This window comes from Kitasatospora xanthocidica, from assembly GCF_014656195.1.
Lineage (GTDB): Bacteria > Actinomycetota > Actinomycetes > Streptomycetales > Streptomycetaceae > Kitasatospora > Kitasatospora xanthocidica.
On sequence record NZ_BNBY01000026.1, the window covers coordinates 32,312 to 46,625 of the forward strand.

At 72.6% G+C, this 14,314-nt stretch carries 17 protein-coding genes; 8 read left to right on the forward strand and 9 right to left on the reverse strand.

Annotation, left to right across the window (positions count from 1 at the left end):
- Positions 1-59: 59 nt before the first annotated feature.
- The gene (locus IE332_RS31970) at positions 60-1,232 is read left to right on the forward strand and encodes a DUF6183 family protein (protein WP_189923299.1); all 1,173 of its coding nucleotides are present in this window, start codon (positions 60-62) and stop codon (positions 1,230-1,232) included.
- Positions 1,233-1,343: 111 nt separating this feature from the next.
- On the opposite strand, the gene IE332_RS31975 is transcribed toward IE332_RS31970, so the two are convergent.
- Entirely contained in the window at positions 1,344-2,333 is a 990-nt protein-coding gene (locus IE332_RS31975) for an alpha/beta fold hydrolase (RefSeq protein WP_189923301.1), read from the reverse strand.
- 185 nt (positions 2,334-2,518) lie between these two features.
- Between IE332_RS31975 and IE332_RS31980 the strand changes: the two genes are divergently transcribed.
- Positions 2,519-3,115 carry a helix-turn-helix domain-containing protein gene (locus tag IE332_RS31980; protein WP_189923444.1) on the forward strand — a complete coding sequence of 199 codons (597 nt, stop codon included), beginning with the start codon at positions 2,519-2,521 and terminating at the stop codon, positions 3,113-3,115.
- Between the two features lie 75 nt (positions 3,116-3,190).
- Here the strand turns inward: IE332_RS31980 and IE332_RS31985 are convergent, their stop codons facing one another.
- Positions 3,191-3,769 (reverse strand): TetR/AcrR family transcriptional regulator, encoded by a 579-nt coding sequence (locus tag IE332_RS31985; RefSeq protein WP_189923303.1) that lies wholly within the window; start codon positions 3,767-3,769, stop codon positions 3,191-3,193.
- 85 nt (positions 3,770-3,854) lie between these two features.
- Here IE332_RS31985 and IE332_RS31990 point away from each other — a divergent pair, with 85 nt between their 5' ends.
- Both IE332_RS31990 and IE332_RS31995 read left to right on the forward strand, forming a co-directional pair.
- Positions 3,855-4,736 (forward strand): SDR family oxidoreductase, encoded by an 882-nt coding sequence (locus IE332_RS31990; protein WP_189923305.1) that lies wholly within the window; start codon positions 3,855-3,857, stop codon positions 4,734-4,736.
- 107 nt (positions 4,737-4,843) lie between these two features.
- Positions 4,844-5,695 carry an SDR family oxidoreductase gene (locus tag IE332_RS31995; RefSeq protein WP_189923307.1) on the forward strand — a complete coding sequence of 284 codons (852 nt, stop codon included), beginning with the start codon at positions 4,844-4,846 and terminating at the stop codon, positions 5,693-5,695.
- 148 nt (positions 5,696-5,843) lie between these two features.
- Here IE332_RS31995 and IE332_RS32000 read toward each other — a convergent pair whose 3' ends face one another.
- Both IE332_RS32000 and IE332_RS32005 read right to left on the reverse strand, forming a co-directional pair.
- Complete coding sequence (locus IE332_RS32000) at positions 5,844-6,221, reverse strand: ArsR/SmtB family transcription factor (RefSeq protein ID WP_268256652.1); 378 nt, start codon at positions 6,219-6,221, stop codon at positions 5,844-5,846.
- Positions 6,218-6,679: an SRPBCC family protein gene (locus tag IE332_RS32005; RefSeq protein ID WP_189923309.1), complete on the reverse strand. Its 462-nt coding sequence runs from the start codon at positions 6,677-6,679 to the stop codon at positions 6,218-6,220. The genes IE332_RS32000 and IE332_RS32005 overlap by 4 nt, the downstream gene beginning before the upstream one ends.
- A 208-nt stretch (positions 6,680-6,887) precedes the next feature.
- On the opposite strand from IE332_RS32005, the gene IE332_RS32010 reads away from it, so the two are divergent.
- The 3 genes from IE332_RS32010 to IE332_RS32020 all read left to right on the forward strand — a co-directional run bounded on the left by IE332_RS32010 (position 6,888) and on the right by IE332_RS32020 (position 9,365).
- A complete protein-coding gene (locus IE332_RS32010; RefSeq protein WP_189923312.1) occupies positions 6,888-8,045 on the forward strand; it encodes a toll/interleukin-1 receptor domain-containing protein in 1,158 nt (385 codons plus the stop codon).
- Positions 8,046-8,441: 396 nt separating this feature from the next.
- Positions 8,442-8,933 carry a DUF5994 family protein gene (locus IE332_RS32015; RefSeq protein ID WP_189923314.1) on the forward strand — a complete coding sequence of 164 codons (492 nt, stop codon included), beginning with the start codon at positions 8,442-8,444 and terminating at the stop codon, positions 8,931-8,933.
- 180 nt (positions 8,934-9,113) lie between these two features.
- Positions 9,114-9,365, forward strand: a complete 252-nt coding sequence (locus tag IE332_RS32020; protein ID WP_189923316.1) for a hypothetical protein — start codon at positions 9,114-9,116, stop codon at positions 9,363-9,365.
- 84 nt (positions 9,366-9,449) lie between these two features.
- Here IE332_RS32020 and IE332_RS32025 read toward each other — a convergent pair whose 3' ends face one another.
- The 4 genes from IE332_RS32025 to IE332_RS32040 all read right to left on the reverse strand — a co-directional run bounded on the left by IE332_RS32025 (position 9,450) and on the right by IE332_RS32040 (position 12,993).
- Entirely contained in the window at positions 9,450-9,821 is a 372-nt protein-coding gene (locus tag IE332_RS32025) for a thiol-disulfide oxidoreductase DCC family protein (RefSeq protein ID WP_189923318.1), read from the reverse strand.
- 33 nt (positions 9,822-9,854) lie between these two features.
- On the reverse strand, positions 9,855-10,991 hold the full coding sequence (locus tag IE332_RS32030; RefSeq protein ID WP_189923321.1) for an HTTM domain-containing protein: 1,137 nt from the start codon (positions 10,989-10,991) through the stop codon (positions 9,855-9,857).
- Complete coding sequence (locus IE332_RS32035; protein ID WP_308437634.1) at positions 10,981-11,685, reverse strand: DUF5819 family protein; 705 nt, start codon at positions 11,683-11,685, stop codon at positions 10,981-10,983. The genes IE332_RS32030 and IE332_RS32035 overlap by 11 nt, the downstream gene beginning before the upstream one ends.
- 201 nt (positions 11,686-11,886) lie before the next feature.
- A complete protein-coding gene (locus IE332_RS32040; RefSeq protein ID WP_308437635.1) occupies positions 11,887-12,993 on the reverse strand; it encodes an ice-binding family protein in 1,107 nt (368 codons plus the stop codon).
- Between the two features lie 470 nt (positions 12,994-13,463).
- Between IE332_RS32040 and IE332_RS32045 the strand changes: the two genes are divergently transcribed.
- Positions 13,464-13,628, forward strand: coding sequence for a hypothetical protein (locus IE332_RS32045; RefSeq protein ID WP_189923323.1), 165 nt, complete (start codon positions 13,464-13,466; stop codon positions 13,626-13,628).
- A gap of 115 nt (positions 13,629-13,743) precedes the next feature.
- On the opposite strand, the gene IE332_RS32050 is transcribed toward IE332_RS32045, so the two are convergent.
- Positions 13,744-14,106 (reverse strand): hypothetical protein, encoded by a 363-nt coding sequence (locus IE332_RS32050; protein WP_189923325.1) that lies wholly within the window; start codon positions 14,104-14,106, stop codon positions 13,744-13,746.
- Between the last annotated feature and the right edge of the window lie 208 nt (positions 14,107-14,314).

Genomic DNA, 14,314 nt, shown 5'->3' on the forward strand with positions numbered 1-14,314 from the left:
TGCCCGCCGCCGCCCGGCCGGGGCACGCCCCGCCCCGCACGTCGGGAGACAATCACGCCATGGGCAAGGACATCACCCGAACCGTTGACGCCCTGTGCGAGGACGACGACGCGGAGGTCTTCGTCCTCCGCGCCGAGGTCGAGTCACGGGTCGCCGCCGGGGAGTTCGACTGGGTCGGCGGCCTCGCGGTGGAGCTGGCCGCCCGGGTCGGCGCGGGGGAGGACGGCAAGGGGCACTGCGGCACGGTCGCCCACTGGGCCCTCCACGCCCTGGCGGCCCACCCGGAGCCGGAAAGCCTGCGCGCCCTCGTGCGCGTCATGGAATCACCGCACCACGGCGGCGTCGACCAGGCCGCCTCCCCGAGCTTCCTGGCCGCGGTCGTGGCCGGCGGCCACCGCGTCGAGACCATCGCCGACGCGGTGTTCGGCCGGGTGTCCGAGGCCGCCTTCGCGCGCGAGTTCGCGGCGTGCCTCCTCCAGGAGTCGGTGCTCGTCCAGGGCGAGGTGGACGGCCACCCGGCCCTGCGCGCCTTCGCCGACACCCTCCTGGCCGAGGACCACCCCCTCGCCGTCCTGCCGCTGAGCCTCCTGCCCGAGGAGCACGGGCTCCGGCGCCCACCGGAAGCCGCGGACGACTGGACCTGGATGGTTCCCCCCGTCTGGCGGGAGACGGCCGACCCGCACGAGCCGCTGATCACGCCGTCGATGCGTCGGCGGGCGGCCGCCCTCGATCCCACCGAGACCGGCGTCCCGGCCACGGCCGATGCCATGGGCGCGGCCGTCGAACACTGGCTCGCCCACTCCAACGGCACGGTCGCCGCCCAGGAGTTCTGGCTGATGGACCCGGTGGCGCGAGAGGATTTCCCGGCGGTCTTCGAGCTCCTGCCGCTCACCCCCTGGCCCGCGGACGGGGCCCGGGCGACGCTCCACCCGTCGGACGCCGACCTCTCGCTGCGGATCCTGCTCACCGCCGCGGTCCGCGCACCGGCCTACGGCCGGGCCCGCCACGGCGCGTACGGAAGGCTGGCCGCCTGGCGCTCCCTCGGCGGCCTGACCGGAAGCCCCGCGGACGCCCCCGTCGCCGAGGTCGCCGAACTCGTCCGGCGGACAAGCTGGTTCCGCATCGGCACCTCGTCCCCGTGGTTCCACGACGTCGCCTGGGACCTCGCCGTCGCGGCCCTCAGGCCCGGGGGCCGGGAGATCGCGGTCCTGGCCGCCACCGACACCGACTGACCGGTCGTGACCGACCGAGGGTCCGTCAGCAGTCAGGGCAGCCGGGAACGGGGTGGATCGTCGGCACGGGCTGGTTTCCGCGGAGCCAGTCGGTGAGCCGCGCCCGCCGGTTCAGTCCTGGAGGGTGGCGAGCCAGGTGGTCAGCAGGTGGTTGACCTCGTCGGGGCGTTCCTGCTGGATCCAGTGGCCGCAGCCGTCCAGGATGTGGGTGGAGGTCAGGGCGGGGAGGGTGGCCGGGTGGGCGGCGATCGCGTCGGCCATCCAGGTCGTGGAGGCGTCGAGGGCGCCGCCGATGAACAGGGACGGCTGTGTGATCGGGGCTCCGTTGTACGGGGCGAGGTCCTGCCAGTCGCGGTCCATGGTGCGGTAGCGGTTGAGGGCCCCGGTCATGCCGGTGCGCTCGAACTCCCCGGCGTACACGTCGAGGTCGTCCTCGGTCAGCCAGGCGGGCAGTCTGCCGGCGGGGAAGCGGTCGCGCAGCCGGCCGCCGGCGCGGGTCACGAAATGCGGGTCGGGCTCGTCCTGGGCGGGCATGGTGTCGGCGGACATGGCGGCGTAGAAGCCGGCGAGCCAGCCCCGGAGGTCGGGTTCCATCTCCGCTTCGGCCCGGCCGGGTTCCTGGAAGTAGGAGACGTAGAACTCCTGGTCGCCGCCCATCCGCGCGAAGACGTCGGTGGGGCGGGGGCCGCCGGGCGGCGTGTAGGGGACGCTCAGCAGTGCGACGGCGCGGAAGACTTCGGGGTGGAGCAGGGCGGAGGCCGCCGCGATGGGGGAGCCCCAGTCGTGTCCGACGACCACGGCCGTCTCCTCGCCCAGGGCGCGGACCAGGGCGACGTTGTCCGCCACCAGGTCGAGCATCCGGTAGGCGTGCGTCGCGGCCGGCTTGGAGGAGCGGCCGTAGCCGCGCACGTCGAGGGCGACGGCCCGGTACCCGGCTGCGGCGAGGGCCGGGAGCTGGCGGCGCCAGGAGTACCAGGACTCGGGGAAGCCGTGGACGAGCAGGATCAGCGGTCCGGTGCCCTGCTCGACCAGGTGCAGGCGCCCGGCGGGTGCCTCGACGGTGCGGTGGCGCGGGTCGGCGGACGGTGCGGGGTGGTGCATCGCTTCTCCTCGGTTCACGGGCGGCCGCGGTTACCCGCCGATCATGCGGCGCGGCGGCCGCGCGACGCGAACACCCTTGTCATTCTGGCAAACTGGCAGGACAGGGCGGTGGAGGCGGCACGGCCGGAGGGAGCGGGGCGACGGTGACGGTGACGGACGACGGCACTGCCGACGCGCTGGCGGCCATGGGCCCCCGGCTGCGGGCCGCGCGCGAGCGGCACGGCGCCACCCTCACCGGCGTCAGCCTGGCGACCGGCGTCTCGCTGAGCACGCTGTCGCGGATCGAGACCGGCCGGCGCAAGCCGACCCTGGAGGTGCTGCTGCGGCTCGCGAAGGCGTACGGCGTCTCCCTGGACGAGCTGGCCGGCACCGCACCCGCCGCGGCGGCCGGCAGCGGACCCGCCACGGCGGCCGGACCGCGCGCCCCGGTGCCGCGGCGTTCCGGCGACGGCAAGGAGGTGCTGCCGCTGACCCGGTACGTCGGGGGCCTGCACGCGCACAAGCACGTCCTGCCTGCCGTCGACGCGCCGCCGGCGCGGCCGCGGCAGGTCTCCCACGACGGGTACGAGTGGCTGTGCGTCCTGTACGGGCGGCTGTGGCTGGCGCTCGGCGAGCAGGACCTCGTGCTGAGCGCCGGGGAGGTGGCCGAGTTCGACACCCGCACCGCCCACGGGGTCGCGAACGCCGGACCCGGCGGACCGGTCGAATACCTGATCATGTTCGGGCCGCAGGGGGAGCGCCTGCGACCGCGCACCCCGGCCCCCGGCGGCGGGGCCCGGTAGGGCGGAGCACGGCGTCCGGGCCCCGCGACGGTGCCGGCCACGGTGCCCGCGGCTTCACGCCTCGGCGGCGTCCGGTCAGCCCAGTGACGCGCTCGCCGCGCGCAGTTCGTCCAGGGCCGCCAGGGCGTACCCGGCGAGCTCGTTCTCGGCGCCGCGGTCGTCCCCGGCCCATGCGGCGTAGCCGCGTTTGAAGGCGAGGACGCCCAGCTCGCCGGCGAGGGCCGCGGTCGGGTCGGGCACGCCGCGGGCGACCAGAGCGGTCGTCATCGCGGCCGCGAGGCTGACGGTCTTGAGGGTGTCGCGCTCCTGGAGCTCGGTGCTGGCGGCGACGGCCGCCTTCAGGCGGGGGGCGAGCTCGCGGCTCCCGGGGCCCATCGCGGCCGAGGCGCGCTCAAGACCTGCGGCGACCGCCTCGAGCGGGCTGGCGTCACCGGGCGCGTCGGCGATCCCCTCGGCCAGCAGCCGGCTCAGCGTCTCCTGCCCGGCGACCAGCAGCTCGCGCTTGTCGGGGAAGTGCCGGAAGAAGGTGCTCTTGGTGACCCCGGCACGCTCGGCGATCTGCGCGACCGTCGTGGCGTCGTACCCCTGCTCCGTGAACAGGTCGACCGCGGCCACGACGAGGCGTTCACGCGCACCTGGTTCCCATCGACTCATGGGCTCAGCATATGTGATGGGACTCTTGTCCCATCACTCTGCTACAGTGATGGGACAAGAGTCCCATGACTTCTGGGAGGGTTCCATGCGCGTCTTCGTCACCGGCGGCACCGGTCTGATCGGTACCGCCGTCGTCGCCGAACTCCTCGGCGCGGGCCACGCCGTCCTCGCGCTCGCCCGCTCCGAGGCCTCCGCGCAGGCCGCAGAGGCGGCCGGCGCCGAGCCGCTGCGGGGAGGCCTCGCCGATCCGGACGTCCTGCGCTCCGGCGCCGCCCGGGCCGACGGGGTGATCCACCTCGCCTTCGGCAACGACTTCAGCAGCCCCGAGGCCCTCGCCCGGAACATCGCCGAGGAGACCGCCGCTCTCACCGCCCTCGGCGAGGAACTCGTCGGCAGCGGCCGTCCCCTGGTCACCGTCTCGGGTACGCCCCGGGTGGCGGGCCGTGCCTCCACCGAGGCCGACCCGGTGCCGACCGACGGGCCGGTCGGCGGCCGCGGTCGCACGGTCACGGCGGTCCTGGGCCTGGCCTCGCGCGGGGTCCGGAGCACGTCCGTACGCCTGCCGCGCACGGTGCACAACGAGGGCACGGGCGGGTTCGCCGGTCTGCTGACCGACATCGCACGCCGGAGCGGGGTCTCCGGCTACCCCGGTGACGGCACCCAGCGCTGGCCTGCCGTCCACGCGCTCGACGCGGCCGTCCTCTTCCGGCTCGCCCTGGAACGGGCGGAGGCCGGTACCGCCTGGCACGCCGTGGCCGACGAGGGGGACGCGGTACGGGACATCGCGGCCGTCATCGGCCGACGGCTGGGCCTGCCGGTCGAGCCGGTGCCGCAGGAGACCTACGGCCCGCTCGGCCCGATCTTCACGGCCGACCAGCCCTCGTCCAGCACCCGCACCCGGCAGGTGCTCGGCTGGGAGCCGCAGCACCCCGGCCTCCTGGCGGACCTGGAGAACATCCGGCCCTGACCGGCCATCGGCGACCGGCGCTCACGTCGGAAGCCCTCACCCGCGTCACCCGCGACCGACCGCGCAGATACGGCAGTTCACGTCCACAGCAAGCAGGAGGTTCCCTCATGGTGGCAGTCGTCCTAGGCGCCCGCGGAAACGTCGGCCGTCACGTGGCCGACGGCCTGCTGGCCGCCGGTGAGCAGGTCCGAGCGGTCAACCGGACCCCGGCCGCGGGCACGGCGCCCGGGTGCGAAGCGGTCGTCGCCGACCTGGCGCGTCCCGAGACGCTGCCCGCGGCGTTCGACGGCGGCGACAAGCTGTTCCTGTACGGCATGCTCGACCCCCAGAAGCCCTACGACATCGAGAAGGTCACCGCGGCGGCCGCGGCCGCGGGGATCCGCCGGGTGGTGCTGCTCTCGTCGGTGGCGGTCGTCCTGGACCCCGACGCCGGCCACCCGGTCGCCCGCCTGAACCGCACGATCGAGCAGGCCGTCCAACGGTCCGGCATGGACTGGACGTTCCTCAGGCCGGGGACGTTCGCGGCCAACACCCGCACCTGGTGGGCCGAATCGATCCGCACCGACGGCGTCGTCCGCCTCCCCTATCCGCTCGCGCAGTCGGCACCGGTGCACGAGAAGGACATCGCGGCGCTGGCGGTGACCGCCCTGACCGAACCGGGCCACTCGCACCAGGCCTACACCGTCCACGGGGCCGAGTCCCTGACCCTGCGACGCCAGGTCGAGCACATCGGCGAGGCCGTCGGCCGGCACATCCGGGTGGAACGCGTCTCCGAGGAGCAGGCCCGCGCGGACGTCGCCAGAACCATGCACCCGGTCGTGGCCGAGGCGATCGTGAGCCAGTGGGCCGCCGCCGACGGCGTCGCGGCCGCGACCTCCGTCATCGCCGAGAAGATCACCGGCGCTCCGGCCCACACCTACGCCCAGTGGGCCGCCGACCACGCCGACGACTTCCGCTGAGCCCGTCCTGCCGACCAGCCGTACGGGGCCGGGGGCCCCGGGGGCCGAGGGGCGAACCCCTCGGCCCTCAGGATGTCCGCCATGGCGGTACCTCTCTCTCGTGCGGGCGCCCGCTTCCGGGCGCGTTCGTCCGTCCGTGCCCGTGGGCTCAGTCGTCCGGGTCGTGCTCGTCCCGGTCGTGCTGGATGGCCTCGGCGATCCGCTTGATGCGGTGCAGCCGGGCGTCCCAGGCGGCGCCGACCGACGACAACTGGGCGACCGCGCGGGCGAGTTGGGCCTCGTCGACCTCGTAGCGGCGTTCGCGTCCGGACGGCGTGTCGTGGACGAGCCCGACGCGGCCCAGCACGCCGAGGTGCTTGGCGACCGCCTGCCGGGTGACCGGCAGCTGCTCGCTCAGGGTGGTCGCCGTCCCGCCGTCGCCGGTCAGGAGCAGGTCGAGCATCCGGCGCCGGATGGGGTCTCCCACCGCCGACCAGAGCTCGTCGTCGACGGCGACGCTCCCGGGCGCGTTGCGGGCCGCGTTCACGCGCGCGACACCACTCGGGCGACGTGGGTGACGAGGCGGGGCAGGAAGTGGTCCCAGCCGCTGGCGTGGTCGCGGTAGGCCTCCTCCAGGACGGCCGCCTCCCAGCCCCTCTCCCGGAACCCCGTCTCGGTGAACCGCAGCAGGGTGCCGCCGTCCGAGGGGACCAGGTCGAAGGTGACCAGGAGCGAGTTGCCCGGCGCCGCGGCCCGGCCCTCGTCGTAGACCCAGCGGAAGCTGAACCGCCGGGGCGGGTCGGCCTCCACCACCGTGAGCGGTTCGACCTTCACGTCCGGCGTCCCCACGCCGAACGAGATGACCCCGGTGGCCCCCGGGACCGGCTTGAGGTCCGCCTCGTCCGGCCACCACTCCCGCAGGTGTTCGGGCGTGCTGATGACCTCGTAGACCACCTCGGGCGTGGCCTCGACGCGGATCTCCCGCGCGATGCTGCCGTACTCCATGCCGCTCTCCTCCTTGCGCAACCTTTGGTTGCGTACAACGGTAGGTCGCCCCGCCGCGATGCGCAACCTTTGGTTACTCTAGGAGGGTGCCCTGGGGTCTCGGGGGATCTGGGGGTCTCGGGGGGCCCTGAATAGCGCCCAACTTCCTTACCCCGGTGCTATGTTCGATGTGTCCGTCCCGCGTCCGCAGGAACCCCGGGGGCCGTCCATGACCGACACCGGCGGTGACGCCGACGCCGACCGCGGCGGCGAGCAGGCCACCCGCGCCCTGCTCGCCGAGTACGCCGCCGGCACCCGCGAGTTCGACGGCAGGACGTTCACCGGGCTGCGGCTCGGCCGCGAGAACCTCAGCGACGCCGTCTTCGTCAACTGCGAGTTCGACGACTGCGTCCTCGCCCTCGGCGCCTTCGACCGCTGCGAGTTCCGCGGCTGCCGCCTGCGCCGCATCAACGCCATCCAGGCGAGCTTCACCGAGGCCCGGTTCCTGCACTGCGACCTCGAACAGGCGGCCTTCGGCACCGCCGACTTCTTCAAGGCCACCTTCCGCGGCGGAACGTTCGGCGGCAACTACCGCGAGGCGTTCTTCGTCCAGGCCGTCTTCGACGAGGTCACCTTCCGCGGTGCCCGCTTCGACGGCGCCCACTTCGGATTCAACGTCTTCGCCGACGCCAAGCTGCTCTCCAGCACGCTGGACCCGGTGGCCGTCAACGGGCTCTGCCGGATCGACGAGCGCACCATCGCCGCCTCCTTCATCCTCACCAGCCGGGCCCTGGACCACGCCCGCGACCGACTGCGGGACGACCAGGCCGTCCGGGAGCTGACCCGCGACCTCGCCGGCCTGGAACGGTTCCTCGTACAGGCCGGGGCCGACCCGGCCACCGTACGCGCCTACCGCGACACCGCCCGCGGTGCCCGCGAACCGGCCCGGCCCAGCGTCTTCATCAGCTACAGCGCCGCCGACGAGCCCTTCGCCGCCACGCTGCGCGACCAGCTGGAGGCCAACGGCGTGGACACCTGGTTCGCGCCGCACGACATCCGCGGCGGACGCACGATCCTGGAGCAGGTCACCGAGGAGATCCAGCGGCGCGGACGGATGATCCTCGTGCTCTCCGAGGCCAGCATGGCCAGCAACTGGGTGGCCACCGAGATCGGCCGGGCCGTACGGGCGGAACGGGAGAGCGGGACCCGCAAGCTCTTCCCGATCCGCATCGTCGCCCACGAGCGGCTGCTGCGCTGGGAGCTGTTCGACGCCGACGCCGGCTACGACGTGGCCCGCGCCATCCGCGAGTACTACATCCCGGACTTCCGCGACGACGGCCTCGCCCTGTCCCAGGCCGTCAGCCGGCTCGTCCGCGACCTGCGGTAGGGCCGAGAGTCCGCGGTAGGGCCGAGGAACCGGCGTTCCTCTCCGAGGTGTCCAGCGTTCCGGTGCAGCGGTCCCTCCGGCACTCGCAGGGGGCGCCCAGTGCCTTCCCCGCCACATGTCCGTCCGACTGTCCGGAGAGGTCCGCATGTGTCCTGAGCTGCGACGGAGCGTCCTGTCGCCAAGGCTCTGAACGGCTGTGGCCGGAGGTGGACGCAACCGAAACCGCCACCACGGTGGAGGCTGTGCTCCGCCTTCTCCCGGCCGGCCGGATCGGCCGGATCGGCGCGGTGCGGGCGGAGTACCGTGGGGATATCGGGGCGGCCCGGGCTGCCGCTCCCCGAGGGTCGGGCCTGGCTCGGTGGGGCCGGGCGGGCGTCCACGGACAGGTGGCGAGCCATGTCGGACGAAACCGGTGCTGCGTTCCCGGGATTCCTGCCGGACCGGTTCCGGCAGGCCGCGAAGCCGGGGACGCTCCTGTTGCGTCTGGAGACCACCCGGTCCCGGGAGGGAGTGCTCGACGGTGCGTGGTGGCCGCGTTCACGGGATGTCGGAGCCGAACTGCCGGGTCTGGTCAGGGCGTTGACCGAACACCTCGGGCCCGTGGTGGGCGTCGGGCTGGACGCTGAAGCCTGGGACGACGTGCCGGCGCGGCTGGTCGTGGACGGCCGGTCGGTGCACATCGACCGGTACCCGGTCGGTGATGACACGGTGATCGTCACGCGGGGCGACCGCGATCACTTCAGCCTGCTGGTCGTCCCTCCGCAGGCGAGTCAGGAGGCGGCCCTGGCCGCGATGGCACGCGCGGTCGAGGCCGACGGGACCGACTCGGCGCGGCAGATCCTCGTCGCCACCGGCATCGGTCCCGAGCCACCGGGCGAAGCGTCCTGAGGGAACCTGCCTGCGAAGCGGCTGCGAGTACTGACGACGATCCGTTCCGGGCGGACTGCAGGCCCTCGGCGGCGGTTGCCCGGCTGCTCGGCCGTGGCCGGGCGGATCCACCGGTCGCTGTCGATCCGTCCCGCCCATAGAGTCGTCCCGGGGGCGTGATCGTCGGCACGGGAGACCAGGATGCGGCGCTACCGATGGGTTCTGGAGACACAGGACGACGACGGCCGCTGGTCCCGGCAGGACGGCGCTCCCCTGCGGGATCCGCTGGAGTACGACGGGCCGCCCCAGCAGGCGGCCAACCACCTGCGGGACGTGTTCGTGCGCACGCTCTCCCGGCCCGCGCCCGGCCCTCGGGCGATCAGGATCCGACTCTGGGACGGGGCCGACATCGCCGACCGGCCCCAGGCCGAGGCCGAATGGTCACGCGAGTGACACACCCGGCCGTGGGGGCGGGGGACCGTGCCGCGGACGTCGAAGAAGCCGGGGCAGCTTTGTCGTGTCCTGCATAAGAGGTGCTCAGAGCGTGCAGGTGTGCTCCCAAGGCCCAGGGATCCGATGCCGGTTCCTGGCGACGATCCAGTAGGCCCCGGCCGCCATCCGGGTGATTCCGGGCAGCGACAGCAGGCGTCCGGCGGCACGGGCGCCGGCGTTGCCGGTCCGGGCCCAGGCCGCGAAGGCGGCGGCACCGCCGTGGCATCGGTCGCCCTGGACGAACCACATCCGGGCCCTGGCCTGGTCCTCGGTCAGTCCGTAGGCCGTCAGATCGGCGCCCTGCCAGGGTTGGACCACGCCGGCCAGGGCCAGGCGCGGCATGAGGAAGCGGACGGCTGCGCGGCAGAAGCCGCAGCTGCCGTCGTAGATGATCACTGGCGACATGGTGTCGGACATGCTCCGCCGTCCCTGTCTTGCGGGGCCGGCCTTTCAGCCGGCCGATCCGGTCTGCGGCGGTACGGGCGTGGCTTCCGCCGTGGACAACGTCCCCACCCTGTCTTCGGTTGTTCGTCGCAGGGTGCTCCGGCACGTGTGTCCCAGGGCCGTCCAGAAGCGGTCCGGCAGGAACACGGCATCCGCGATGATCATTGCTCCGGAGAAGACCGGGAGTCCCAGGAGGACCGCGATGCCCACGTGCATGCCGAGCAGCATGGTGAGCACGAGGTACTTGTACCTGCCGAACAGGACGAACGGAAAGGCCACTTGCAGGAGTACGGTCGCGTAGCTCGCGACGGCGACCAGCATCGGACGGCTGTCCACCAGGAGCGACAGCGCGGGCCACGGCCGGAACAGGTCGAGGTTCAGGACGTAGTGGAGGGCGGTTCCGCTTCCCCAGGAGCCGCCCTGCACCTTGTACAGCCCCGCGGATCCGTAGAGGAAGCAGACCTGAGCCGCGATGACGAACATGCCGCAGTTGTGCAGCACCGTGGTCAAGAGCCGGCGCGCGTACCCGAGTTGTCCCACCAGGTGGTCCGCTCCGCGGCTTCCCGCCGATCGCGCGGCCGTGCCCGCGGATGCTCGGATCCGGGCTCTGCGCGCATCGAGGGACCAGCGTCGGCCGCACGCGGTGAAGGGCAGGTACAGGGCCATCAGCAGGATGAGGTTGTCGCCTCCGTCCGTCATGAAGACGGCCCTGGCATGGAAGGAGGTGACCACGATCGCGAACAGGACGGACACTGCCCGGGTGTGCCAGCCGAGCATGAACACCGCGGAGGTGGCCAGAGCCAGCGCGTAGCAGGCCTCGAAGTACACCTGGCTGTCGGACAGGGTCAGGATGCTGGACCATTCCGTCTGGTGGAACAGCTCGGTGGCCAGTGCGGGCGTCCATGGCGAACCGGGACCCCAGATCTCGTCGCGGTGCGGGAACTCCCTCAGCAGGATGGCGAGGTAGAGCAGCCCGTACCCGATACGCAGCACCGCCGCCGCGTGGAGGGAGACCGGCGGCCTGGTCAGGACGGTGCGCGGCGCTGCGAGGCGACCGAGCAGCCGCTGGGCGTGCGTGCCCGAGGCCTGTGGGGCCGGGTGGTGCGGTGTGGGCGCTACCCGGGGTGCTTGCTCAGTTTCCATCGGATGCCACCTTCCACCAGGGCAGGTACCTGGTCTGGGCCGGTGTGTTCGGACGGGGGCCGTCGGCGGCGATCGGCCGTGTGATCACCCGCAGCTCGATGTCCTCGAACGCGTCGTGCCGGTAGGCGGACACGCGGTCCACGGCGATGTTGCGCAGGTACTTCTGCAGCATCAGGGCCCGTTCCGAGTTCGATCGGTCATCGGCTCCGTGCGATGCGGCATAGGCGTCCCAGGCGCGGCGCAGCATGTTCTGGGAGGTGCGGCTCGGGAAGGCGTTGTGGTTGACGGCGGAATCGTCGACGGCGGTCAGGTCGAACCAGTCGCTGACCTGCTGGGTGCCGTCGGCGGAGACGTGGAGGGTCCTCGCGGAAACCTGTTGGGTGACCGATTGCGGATCCGGGGCGAAGAGTCGCCAGTTCTGCTCGAACAGCGGGTGGATCCAGGCATTGATCTGTTTGCGGTAGCGCTGCGACACTTCGTTCGCAGGGGCGACGTACAGAAACACCATGACCACGTGGACGAGAGCGACCGCCAGACACAGGGCCGCAGCGATCCTCACGGCCGCCCGCAGCGGGAGCGGCAGGTCCGAGAATCCCGGGGGCACGCCGGCTGCCCCGGCCGTAGGTCGCACGTGCGGCCCCTTGCCGGCGGCGGCCGTGTCGTGGGCCGGCCCGCGGCACGGGTCCTCGTCCACATCCTGTGGCCCAACGGTGCCAGGCGCGGTGCCGCGCCCAGTCGTTTCCATCTTCGTTGCTCCCCTCGCAGACAGGCTGCTGTGATCCTCGGGATGCCTGCCCGGCGCCGGCCCCGAACGGCACACGACGATCCGTGGGGGATTCGTCGTGTGCCGCTGGAGGTCACCTTCACCGAGCCGGCGACCGCCTCGCAGTCACCGTCACGGGCACGGGATCGGCGGACACGGGATCGGCGGGCAGTCGTCCCCGCCGGTCGTGCCGCCGGTGGTGCCACCCGTCGTGCCGCCGGTGGTCCCGCCGGTGGTGCCACCCGTCGTGCCGCCGGTGGTGCCACCCGTGGTCCCGCCGGTGGTCCCGCCGGTGGTGCCACCCGTGGTCCCGCCGGTGGTGCCACCCGTCGTGCCGCCGGTGGTGCCACCCGTCGTGCCGCCGGTGGTCCCGCCGGTCGTGCCGCCGGTGGTGCCACCCGTCGTGCCGCCGGTGGTCCCGCCGGTCGTGCCACCCGTCGTGCCGCCGGCGCACGTCTCACGGGTGATCGTGTTGGTGTCCAGCGTCACCGACCCGTTCCGGGCCAGGGCCCGACCGTCGATGGTCGTCCCCGTGGTCACGGTGATCGACGTGAGGGCCAGGATGTTGCCCACGAAGGTGGAGTTGGTGCCGAGCGTGGCGGAGCTTCCGATCTGCCAGAAGACATTGCAGGGTGCGGCGCCGTTGATCAGGTTCACCCGGCTGGCGGAAGCGGTCGTCAGGGTCGATCCGACCTGGAACACCCAGACGGCGTTCGGGTCGCCACCCGCGTCCAGGGTGAGCGTTCCGGTGAGCCCGATGGAGGAGGAGGCGTTGTAGACGCCCGGGACCAGCGTCAGGCCGCCGAGGTCTCCCGGCGAGGTGAGGCTGGCGTCCATGGCCTGGCTCGCGGCGTTGTTGTAGGCCACGGTCAGGTCGCTCTGGGCCTGCAGGGCGACCGCGTCCGCCGAGTGGATGGTGCCGTTCACCGTGCCGGGCGGAAATCCGCTGACGGCTGTCCCGGGGCTCACCCCGAGGTCTCCGGTGATCACGGAAGGACCGGTGTTGCTGACCGACTGACCGCCCAGGACCGCGAAGCTGCTCGCGGTGCCCAGGGAAATGGGTGAAGCGACAGCTTGTGCCCGTGCGGGCGTCAACGCCACGGCGGCACTGGTGATCAATGCCACCGCCGCGATCCAACCGGACAGCGTTCGCCAGTAAGGCGAACTGGAGAATTTCAATGTCATCTGATACCAATCTCTGGTGTGAAACACGTGACGGGCATTTGGCGCCCTGCACAATCGCGTCGAGAGGCTTCTGACTCGGAGGCGTCAGCAGGATCTCGCAGGTCCTGGAGGCTCTTTTCGGCGATCGCTTAGCAAGAGAGTGGAACGCAGGATTCCGGCGCTCAACGTCAGGACACGACCGACTCGGTTGACTTCAGTAGAACGGCAGATGCACAGGGAAATGTCATAAAAACATATTGGCGTAGCCGAATATCCTCGGCTGTCCGAGCCGGTGAGGACCCGGGTGCCGACGGCGGTAGCGGGCTGTGCCCGCACGGATGAGCCTTTCCTCGGCAGGGGTCTTCCGGTCTCACGGCGCGGTTGTCATTCACCCGATCTTGATGCGGCACCGTCGAACCCGCCGGTGCCGCCCTCGGGCCGCATCCCGCCACCCGGTGGTATTGGTGAAGGCCGGCGGGCGGGGCGCAGACTGGAAGTGCACCGGCAATCCGCCCGGGCGTGCCCGCGCCGCAGGGAGGCATGTGATGGCCCTGTTCCTCTTGGTCGTCATCGTGGCGATGGTGCTGGGCATCGTCGGCGTCGTGGTGCACGGGATGCTGTACCTGCTCGCCATCGGCGTCCTTCTCCTCGTCGCCGACGTGGTCTTCCTCGCCGTGCGCTCCGCACGCAGCCGGCGCGCCGTGCGGTGACATCGCGCCCCACCGCGGATGCCGACCCGCAAGCTCATCCCGATCCGCATCGTCGCCCACGAGCGGCTGCTGCGCCGGGAGCTGTTCGACGCCGACGCCGGCTACGGGTGGCGGCTCAGCCGGCGGAGCCGAGCAGGAAGCCGAGCCCGGCCACCGCCCCGGCGTAGGCCAGCACCAGCAGCAGGCTGCAGAAGACCAGCAGCCAGCCGGTGGCGATGCCGAGGAGGGCCAGACCGCGGTCGCGGCCGCCCAGGAGCTTGCCGCGGCGGCGGCCCAGGTGCCCGGCCGGGATGGCCACGACCCCGGACACGAACATGGCGAACGTGTAGTAGCCGCCGTACAGCAGCCAGAACACCGGCGTCGCGAAGACGGCGACGATCAGGCCGACACCGACGGCGGCCGACCAGGCGCTGACCCGGGCGGGCGTGTTGCCGGGCCCGGCCGGCGACACGGCTGCCGGCTGAGAACTGCTGGGCATGACGCGTTTCCCCTTCAAGATCGGTGAGCCACTCTACGAGGGCCGCCGCCCCGCTCCGCCGGGGGCCGCGAAGGACGTGCCTGACCTGGGCGTATGCCCGGCCGCGCCTGATGAGAGGATCACCGGGGCGGCGTCCGGCCGCCCCCGTACGGCGCCGCGCGGCCCGTACGGACGACGATCGGCACAGACGATCAGAACAGGCGATCGA